At 63.2% G+C, this 9,772-nt stretch carries 5 protein-coding genes; 1 reads left to right on the top strand and 4 read right to left on the bottom strand.

Annotated features, from left to right (window positions below; genetic code table 11):
* Nucleotides 1-281: 281 nt before the first annotated feature.
* The 3 genes from metH to XaFJ1_RS08510 all read right to left on the bottom strand — a co-directional run bounded on the left by metH (nucleotide 282) and on the right by XaFJ1_RS08510 (nucleotide 5,226).
* The gene (gene metH, locus XaFJ1_RS08520; protein WP_012916263.1) at nucleotides 282-2,978 is read right to left on the bottom strand and encodes a methionine synthase; all 2,697 of its coding nucleotides are present in this window, start codon (nucleotides 2,976-2,978) and stop codon (nucleotides 282-284) included.
* Between the two features lie 110 nt (nucleotides 2,979-3,088).
* A complete protein-coding gene (locus XaFJ1_RS08515; protein WP_012916262.1) occupies nucleotides 3,089-4,231 on the bottom strand; it encodes a homocysteine S-methyltransferase family protein in 1,143 nt (380 codons plus the stop codon).
* On the bottom strand, nucleotides 4,228-5,226 hold the full coding sequence (locus XaFJ1_RS08510) for an ArsR/SmtB family transcription factor (RefSeq protein WP_012916261.1): 999 nt from the start codon (nucleotides 5,224-5,226) through the stop codon (nucleotides 4,228-4,230). Before XaFJ1_RS08510 ends, XaFJ1_RS08515 begins: the two co-directional genes overlap by 4 nt.
* A gap of 124 nt (nucleotides 5,227-5,350) precedes the next feature.
* Here XaFJ1_RS08510 and XaFJ1_RS08505 point away from each other — a divergent pair, with 124 nt between their 5' ends.
* The gene (locus XaFJ1_RS08505) at nucleotides 5,351-6,499 is read left to right on the top strand and encodes an acyl-CoA dehydrogenase family protein (RefSeq protein WP_012916260.1); all 1,149 of its coding nucleotides are present in this window, start codon (nucleotides 5,351-5,353) and stop codon (nucleotides 6,497-6,499) included.
* Between the two features lie 94 nt (nucleotides 6,500-6,593).
* Here the strand turns inward: XaFJ1_RS08505 and XaFJ1_RS08500 are convergent, their stop codons facing one another.
* On the bottom strand, nucleotides 6,594-9,767 hold the full coding sequence (locus XaFJ1_RS08500; protein WP_012916259.1) for an efflux RND transporter permease subunit: 3,174 nt from the start codon (nucleotides 9,765-9,767) through the stop codon (nucleotides 6,594-6,596).
* Between the last annotated feature and the right edge of the window lie 5 nt (nucleotides 9,768-9,772).

The following is a 9,772-nucleotide window of genomic DNA, read 5'->3' as shown; positions in this document are numbered from 1 at the left end:
TGTGTCAAAAAAACCTAAATCTGCACGCCCGTTTGGCTGACCGTCAGGCTCGATGGTCATTGGCACGAATTGCCATGAGATGCCGCCTGCAACGACACCGCGCGCTTTTGATATGCCTGGTACAGTGCAGGTACAGCTTCCCAGCGCCGGTTCATCTGGTTCTGCTATTGGGAGCAGCCGGTGCAGACTGTATCGATGCCATTGTTGTCGCCCCAGACTAACCGAATCGTTTGCGATGCGGGTCTCGCCAAAATCGCTTTGCTGGGTGTTGCTATCGGCTTTTATTCCGGATCGTAGTCCAGGTTCGAGGCCAACCAGCGTTCGGCCTGCGCCAGCGGCACGTTTCTGCGCCGGGCGTAGTCGGCGACCTGTTCCTTGCCCAGCCGTCCCACTACGAAATACTGGCTGTGCGGATGGCTGAAGTAGTAACCCGATACCGCCGCTGTTGGCAGCATCGCGAAACTTTCGGTGAGCGACATGCCGGCGTTGCGCTCAGCCTCGAGCACGGCGAACAAGGTTTGTTTTTCGCTGTGGTCGGGGCAGGCCGGGTAGCCGGGCGCAGGACGGATGCCACGGTAACGTTCGGAGATCAACGCGTCGTTGTCCAGCGTCTCGTCGTTGGCGTAGCCCCAAAATTCGGTGCGCACGCGCTGATGCAGGCGTTCGGCCAGCGCTTCGGCCAGGCGGTCGGCCAGTGCCTTGAGCAGGATCGCGTTGTAATCGTCGTGTGCGGCCTCGAAGCGGGCCACGTGCGGCTCGATGCCGAGCCCGGCGGTTACCGCGAACGCACCGATCCAGTCCTGTTTGCCGCTATCGCGCGGAGCGATGAAGTCGGCCAGGCAGAAGTCCGGGCGCTCGATGGGTTTGTCCACTTGCTGGCGCAGAAAATGCAGAGTAAATCGGGCGTCGGGAATGAGGACTTCCACATCGTCGCCGACCGACTGCGCCGGCCATAGCCCGAACACGGCTTTGGCGGTCAGCCATTTTTCCTCGACGATGCGCTGGAGCATGACGCGTGCGTCTTGGTATAGCTCGCTAGCCTGCTGGCCGACGATCTCGTCGGTGAGGATCGCCGGGAACTTGCCCGCCAGTTCCCAGGCTTGGAAGAATGGGGTCCAGTCGATCAGTTCGATCAGCTCGGGCAGTGGGTAGTCCTCGAACACATGCAGCCCAGGTTGCTGCGGTGCGGGGGGCGTGTAGGTGTCCCAGCCACCGTCGAAGCGTTGTGCGCGCGCATGTTGCAGCGTGACAAGGCGTTTGGCGTCGCCGCGGTTCTTGTGGCGTTGGCGGATTTCGGCGTAGTCGGCGTCGTTGGAGGCGATGAATGCGGCGCGCAGTTCGCGCGAAATCAGCGATTGGGCCACGCCGACCGCGCGCGAGGCGTCCTTCACCCACACGGTCGGTGCGGCATAGTGCGGGTCGATCTTCAATGCGGTGTGCGCGCGCGAGGTGGTGGCGCCGCCGATCAACAGCGGAATCGAGAACCCTTGCCGCTGCATCTCGCGAGCGACATGGGTCATTTCTTCCAGCGATGGCGTGATCAGCCCGGACAAGCCGATGATGTCGGCGTTTTCGGCGCGGGCGCGGTCGAGGATGGTCTGGGTCGGCACCATCACGCCAAGATCGACCACCTCGAAGTTGTTGCAGGCCAGGACCACGCCGACGATGTTCTTGCCGATGTCGTGCACGTCGCCCTTGACCGTGGCCATGATGATCTTGCCGTTGGACTTGGCGGTGTCGCCACTGCGCAGCTTTTCCGCTTCGATGTACGGCAGCAGGTAGGCGACGGCCTTCTTCATCACCCGTGCCGATTTCACTACCTGCGGCAGGAACATCTTGCCGGCGCCGAACAGGTCGCCGACGACGTTCATGCCGTTCATCAACGGCCCCTCGATCACGTCCAACGGCCGCGAGGACTGTTGCCGGGCTTCTTCGGTGTCGACTTCGATGAATTCGTCGATGCCGTGTACCAGCGAGTGACTCAGGCGTTCCCGCACGGTCTTCTCGCGCCATGCCAGTTTTTCTCGCGTGGCAAGTGCTGTCTCGCGTGTGCCGGTTTTCTTGTAACGTTCGGCGATCTCCAGCAGGCGCTCGGTGGCGTCGCGGCGGCGATTGAGGATCACGTCCTCCACTCGCTCGCGCAGTTCGGCGTCCAGGTCGTCGTAGATCGGCATGCCGCCGGCATTGACGATGCCCATGTCCATACCGGCGGAGATTGCGTGGTACAAAAACACGCAGTGGATGGCCTGACGCACGCTCTCGTTGCCGCGGAACGAGAACGAGACGTTGGAAACGCCGCCGGAGACGTGGCAGTGGGGCAGGGTGCGCTTGATGATGCGGGTCGCTTCGATGAAATCGACCGCGTAGTTATCGTGTTCCTCGATCCCGGTGGCGACGGCGAAGATGTTGGGGTCGAACACGATGTCTTCGGGCGGGAAGCCGACCTGCTCGGTCAGGATGCGATAGGCGCGGGTGCAGATCTCGACCTTGCGCGCACAGGTATCGGCCTGGCCGACCTCGTCAAACGCCATCACCACCGCCGCAGCACCGTAGCGCAGTACTTTGCGCGCCTGTTCGATGAACACCGCTTCGCCTTCCTTGAGCGAAATCGAGTTGACCACGCTCTTGCCCTGCAGGCACTTCAGTCCGGCCTCGATCACGCTCCACTTGGAAGAGTCGACCATGACTGGAATGCGTGCGATGTCCGGCTCGGACATAATCAGGTTGAGAAAGCGCACCATCGCTTTCTCCGAGTCGATCAGGCCCTCGTCCATGTTGACGTCGAGGATCTGCGCGCCGTTGGCGACCTGCTGGCGTGCCACCTCGACTGCCTCTTCGTAGCGTTCTTCCTTGATCAGCTTGCGGAACTGCGCGCTGCCGGTGACGTTGGTACGCTCACCGACGTTGACGAACAGCAGGTCCGGCGTCAGCAGCAGCGGTTCGAGACCGGACAGGCGGGTGATGCGAGCGGACGACATTGGATCAGCGTTCCAGGAGCGGGGAGGTGCACGAACGCATGTGCGCTGAGGCGCGCAGGCACCGCGCCATCGGCAAGGCGGTGGCGAAAGCCGCGCGCGGGGTGTGCATCTCAGGCGGCCTGTCGCTGCGCTGCTAGCGGCACGCGCGGACGTAGCCCGCGCACTGCCTCGGCGATCGCGCGGATGTGGGCCGGTGTGGTGCCGCAGCAGCCGCCGACCAGATTCAATAGCCCCGCTTCGGCGAACTCCTTCAGCGTGGCGGCCATTTCTTCTGGAGTCTCGTCGTATTCGCCGAAGGCGTTGGGCAGGCCGGCGTTGGGGTGAGTGCTAACGTAGCCGTCGGCGATCCGCGCCAGGGTTTCCACATGCGGGCGCAGATCCTTCGCGCCAAGCGCGCAGTTCAACCCGACCGACAGTGGCCGACCATGCGCGACCGAGGCATAGAACGCCTCGGCGGTCTGCCCGGATAGCGTGCGCCCAGAGGCGTCGGTGATGGTGCCGGAGATCATCACCGGCAGGCGTCCGCCGCGCGCGTCGAACACCTCTTCGATCGCGTACAGCGCGGCCTTGGCGTTGAGGGTGTCGAAGATGGTCTCGACCATCAGCGTGTCGGCGCCGCCGTCGATCAGGCCATCGATGGCCTCGCGGTAGGTGGCGCGCAGTTCGTCGAAGCTGGTGTTGCGGTAGCCGGGGTCGTTGACGTCGGGACTGATGGAGGCGGTGCGGCTGGTCGGGCCGAGTACGCCGATTACGAAGCGCGGTTTGTCCGGTCCGCCGGCGCGGGCCTGCTGCGCTTCGACCGCGTCGCAACAGTCGCGTGCGACCCGGGCGCCGGCTTTGTTGAGTTCGTAGACCAGGTGCTCCAGGTGGTAATCGGCCTGGCTGATCGCGGTGGCGTTGAAGGTATTGGTTTCGAGCAGGTCGGCGCCGGCTTCGAGATAGGCGCTGTGGATCTCGGCGATCACTTCCGGGCGTGTCAGTAGCAAGAGATCGTTATTACCTTTCAGGTCGTGACCATGCATCGCATGATCGCAGCCAGGGCCATGCACATGGGGGGGCTGCGCGCTGTCGTAGCCGGCGGCGAAACGGTCGCCGCGATAATCGGCTTCCTGCAAGCCATGGCGCTGGATCATGGTGCCCATCGCGCCATCGATGATGAGGATGCGCTCGGACAGCGCCTGCAGGAGCGCCTGGGCGCGCTGCGGATGCAGCCAGGGCTGGCCTGGGCTTTGGGGAGAAGTAACAGTGGTCATGCCGTGGTTCCAGCGCTGGCTTTGGATGATGTCTGGTTTTCCGGACGTGCGGTAGCCGCCGGTTCTCCGGGTTTGATTGCAATCAACGAAATCACCTCGAAATGCGGTGGTCGCTTTTCGCGGGTCACGGTTTCCAGGCTGGAGACTTCCAGGCCGGCCTTGTGGATGAACTTGCGCAACTCCTTGGCCGAGAAGCCAAGGTTGACGTGGCCGTAAGCCTGCACGGCAGCCTTGTGCTCGTGGTGGGCTAGGCTGCACAGCAGCAGGCGACCGCCTGGGCGCAACACGCGTGCCGATTCGCAGACAGCGTGCGCCGGTTTGGTGGCGTAGGTCAACGCGTGCATCATCACCACCAGGTCGAAGCCGGCATCGGCGAATGGTAGTGCATGCATGTCGCCCTCGCGGACCTCCACGTTGCTCAGCCGGCGCAAGCGTTCGCTGGCTGCGGCCACCACCCGCGCGCTGGTGTCGATGCACACGTAGCGACGCGCATGCGGGGCGACCAATTCGGCCAGTACGCCGTCGCCGGAGGCAATGTCGAGGACGTCGCCGGTCTCCAGCAGCGGCAGCGCGGTGCGCGCCAGCGCCTCCCAGGTGCGTCCGGGCGAATAGTGGCGCTCCATGTCGCCAGCGACCGAATCTGCCCAGTTCTGGTCGCTGGCGCGGTTGACCAATACTGCAGCCACCCGTTCGGCGTCCTGGCGCAGTAGTGGGTCGTCGCTGCCGGTGCTCAGCGCCAGCCACAGCGCGCGTTGCGCTGGGTCCAGCAGGCTTTCGTCGAAGCGATAATAGGCCGACACGCCAGCGCGGCGGTCGCGGACCAGCCCGGCCTCCTTGAGTTTGGCCAGATGGGTCGAGACGCGCGGTTGCGCCAGTCGGGTGATCGCCGAGAGTTCGGCCACGGTCAGTTCTTCATGCTCCAGCAGCGCCAACAGGCGTACCCGGGTCGCATCGGCGAACACTTTCAATCTGGTCGACCAGTCCTCCAGATCCATAAATATCTTCCTATCGCGATATAAAGATATTTTCGTCTGAGGGGTGGGTCGGGTCAAGTCGGGCACACGCTGGCGTATGGTGGATGGTTAAGATGTCGGTACCAACAAAACCGGGAGGCGCGAGATGGATTTCAAACTTAGCGATGAGCAATTGATGATCCAGGACGTGGCGCGGCGCATCGCCCAGGAACGGATCGCCCCCAGCGCCGAGCACCACGACCGTACTGGTGAGTTTCCACTGGAGAATATCCGCCTGCTGGGCGAGAACGGTTTGATGGGCATCGAGGTGCCGGAGCAGTACGGCGGCGCTGGCATGGACCCGATCGCCTATGTGCTGGCCATGATCGAGATCGCCGCCGGCGACGCCGCTCATTCCACCATCATGTCGGTCAACAATTCGCTGTTCTGCGGCGGCATTCTCAAGAATGGCGACGAGGCGCAGAAACAGAAGTACGTGCGTGCCATCGCGCAAGGGGAGCAGATCGGCGCCTTCGCGCTGACCGAGCCGCAATCCGGCTCCGATGCCACCGCGATGCGCTGCCGTGCGGTGCCTCGGGACGATGGCAGCTTCGTCATCAACGGCAAGAAGAGCTGGATCACCTCCGGTCCGGTCGCCAAGTACATCGTGCTATTTGCGATGAGCGAGCCGGAGCGGGGCGCGCGCGGCATCACCGCGTTCGTGATCGACACCGACAAGCCGGGGTTTCACCGTGGCAAGACCGAACCCAAGCTCGGCATCCGCGCTTCGGCGACCTGCGAGATCGAGTTTCAGGATTACCATGCGACGGCGGACGAGGTGCTGGGGACGCCGGGCGAGGGTTTCAAAATCGCGATGAGCGTGCTCGACGCAGGCCGTATCGGCATTGCCTCGCAGGCCATCGGGCTTGCGAGGGCGGCCTACCAGGCCACGTTGGGCTACGTGAAGGAGCGCAAGGCATTCGGCTCGCCGATCGGCGCATTCCAGATGACCCAGGCCAAGGTCGCCGACATGAAGTGCAAGCTGGACGCGGCGTTGCTGCTCACCCTGCGTGCGGCCTGGTTGAAGGGTCAGGGGCAGCAATTCACCACCGAAGCGTCGGTAGCGAAGCTGACCGCATCCGAGGCGGCGATGTGGATCACCCATCAGGCGGTGCAGATCCATGGCGGCATGGGTTACTCCAAGGAAATGCCGCTAGAGCGCTATTTCCGCGACGCCAAGATCACCGAAATCTACGAGGGAACATCGGAAATCCAGCGGTTGGTGATCGCCCGTAACGAGACGGGGTTGCGCTGAGCCGTAGTCGCTGACGTCCTGAGGCAAAGAAGCGGCCTTTCGTCCGCTTCTTTGCTCTCGCGCTGAGTATTTCCCGAATCCAGGCTCAACCGTCTCACCGATCCTGCTGATGCAGGTTCAAGCCTTGCTCCTGGCGGATGGCGTATTCCTGCGATGGCTCGTCCAACTTGTCGCCGAGCATGTGCCGCACCACCACGAAGAACAGCGGGATGAACAGCAAGCCGAGCGCGGTGGCGAACAGCATGCCGCCGATCACACCGGTGCCGATCGCGTGGCGTGCGTTGGCGCCAGCGCCACTGGAGATGGCCAATGGCAGCACGCCGAGGATGAACGCGAAGGAGGTCATCAGGATCGGACGGAAGCGCAGGTGTGCCGCTTCGGTTGCCGCCTCGCGCAAGGTCTTGCCCATCGCGCGTTGCTCGACGGCGAATTCCACGATCAAGATCGCATTCTTCGCGGCCAGGCCGATCACCGTGATCAGGCCGATTTTGAAATAGATGTCGTTGGGCAGGCCGCGCAGCAAAGAGAACGCGACTGTGCCGAGCACGCCGATCGGCACCACCAATAGCACCGAGACCGGAATCGACCAACTCTCGTACAGCGCTGCCAGGCATAGGAACACCACCACGATCGACAGCACCAGCAGCAGCGTGGCGGTATTGCCGGCGATGATCTCCTGGTAGGACATGCCGCTCCAGTCCAAGCCCAAGCCCTTCGGCAGATCGTTGTTGACGATGTCCTCCATCGCGCTCATCGCTTGGCCGGAGCTTCTGCCTGGAGCGGGGTTGCCGACGATTTCGACTGCCGAATAACCGTTGTAGCGGCTCAGCGATGGCGAGCCGTAGACCCAGTCCGACTTCACCACCGTACTCAACGGGATCATCTGCCGCAAACCGCTGTCGTCGGTGGCGGTGCTGCTGGGCACATAGAAGTTGCGTAGCGACTCCGGGCCGCTCCGAAACGGTGCGTCGGCCTGCATGTTGACGCGCTTGATACGGCCTTCGTAGAAGAAGTCGTTGGCGTAGACCGGCGCCAGCATCAACTGGATCGATTGGTAGATGTCGTTGATCGACAGCCCCATCGACTGCGCCTGCACGCGATCGACTTTCAGTTGCAGCTGCGGGGCGTTTTCCAGGCCGTTCGGGCGCACCCCGGTCAGGGTGTCCTGACGCTGCGCGGCCATGCCGAGGAGCATGTTGCGTGCCTGCAGCAGCGCCTCTTGGCCGGCGCCGCTACGGTCTTGCAGCCACATGTCGAAGCCGCCTAACTGGCCAAGCCCCTGCACCGTGGGCAGGTTGACCACGAAAATCTGCGCGTCCTTGATGCCGTAGAACATCCCGTTCAGTTGCTGGATCAGTTCGGTGGCGGTGATGTTGCGCTCCTCCCAGGGCTTGAGCCGGATGAAACCCATGCCCACGTTCTCGCCACGTCCCAGGAAGCTGAAGCCGGCCACCTGCAGCATCCCTTCGACCGCTTTCTGCTGCTGCAGTATGCCGCGCATTTGCGCGAACACCTGGTTGGTACGCGCTTTGGTCGCACCCGGCGGCAACTGCACGATTGCCAGGGCGAATCCCTGATCTTCTTCTGGCAGGAAGCTGCCCGGCATGCGCGTAAACAGGAAGCCGCACAGTACCACCAGCAGGGCGAACACTGCCATCCAGCGTGGTGTGTGCCGGATGCTGCCGCCGACCGCGCCGACATAGCGCCGCGATAGCTTGTCGTAGTATGTGTTGAAGGTGCGGTAGAACCAGTTCGGATTGTCGCTGTGGGTCGGCTTGAGGAAGGCCGCGCACAGCGCCGGGGTGAAGCTCAACGCCAGTAATGCCGAGAATCCCATCGACATCGCGATGGTGACCGCGAACTGTTTGTAGATCGCGCCGGCAGCGCCAGGCTGCATTGCCGAGGGGATGAACACCGCCGCCAGCACCACGGTGATCGCCACCACCGCGCCGGTGATTTGGCTCATCGCTTTGTGCGTGGCTGCCTTCGGCGCCAGGTGCTCCTCGGACATGATGCGTTCGACGTTCTCGATCACCACGATCGCATCGTCGACCACGATACCGATCGCCAGCACCATCGCGAACAGGGTCAACTGATTGATGGTGAAGCCGATCGCCCACATGCCGAGGAAGGTGCCCAGCAGCGCTACCGGGATCACCAGCGTGGGGATGAGGGTGGCGCGGAAGTTCTGCAGGAATACCAACATCACCAGGAATACCAGCACGATCGCCTCGGCCAGGGTCTTGACCACTTCCTCGATCGAGATCTTGACGAAGGTGGTGCTCTCGTAGGGCGTGAACCAGGTGACGCCCTGCGGGAAGCTCGGCTGCAATTCCTCCATTTTGGCCTTGACCGCCGCGGATACGTTCAGCGCATTGGCACCGGGCAATAGTTGGATGCCGAAGGCGCCGGTCGGCTTGCCGTTGTATTGGGTGTCGATGCCGAAGCTGGTCGGGCCGAACGCGACCCGGGCTACGTCCTTTAGCCTCACCACGGTGCCGTTGCCATCGGCGCGCAGGATGATGTTCTCGAACTCCTCGGGCGAGGTGAAGCGGCCCTCGGCGCTGACCGTGGCGGTGAACGACTGGCCCTGCGGCGCCGGATCCGAGCCGATCGAACCGGCGGCGAACTGCACGTTCTGCGCGCGGATCGCGTTGAGCACGTCGCTGGCGGACATGTGGTAACCCTGCAATTTCTCCGGGTTGAGCCAGATGTCCATGGCGTATTCGGCACCGAACTGCTGGGTGCTGCCGACGCCGGGCACGCGCGATATCTGTTCCAGGACGCGCGAGCCGACGATGTCGTTGAGCGCATCGCGGTCGATCGAGGGGTTGTCCGAACGCAGCGCGATCACGCTGAGGAAACCGGCGTTGGCCTTGGCCACTACCACGCCTTGGGCGGTCACCTCCGACGGCAGGCGCGGCGTCGCCAGCGAGACCTTGTTCTGCACCTGCACCTGCGCGATGTCCGGGTTGGTCCCGGTCTCGAAGGTGAGAGTGATGGTGGCGATGCCGCTGGATGACGAGGACGAATTGAAGTACAGCAGGTGGTCGATGCCGGTCAGTTGCTGTTCGATCACCTGGGTAACCGAGCGCTCGGTCGTGCTGGCGCTGGCGCCGGGATAGGTGGCGCTCACGGTCACCTGCGGCGGAGCGATCGACGGATAAGACTCCACGCCGAGGTTAAGGATGGCGATCACGCCGCTGAGCGAAATCAAGATCGCCACCACCCAGGCGAAGACCGGATGCTCGATGAAGAACTTAGGCATGGTGT

This window comes from Xanthomonas albilineans (genome assembly GCF_009931595.1).
In the GTDB taxonomy this organism is placed as follows: Bacteria; Pseudomonadota; Gammaproteobacteria; order Xanthomonadales; family Xanthomonadaceae; genus Xanthomonas_A; species Xanthomonas_A albilineans.
This window is presented reverse-complemented; position numbering and strand designations above follow the sequence as displayed.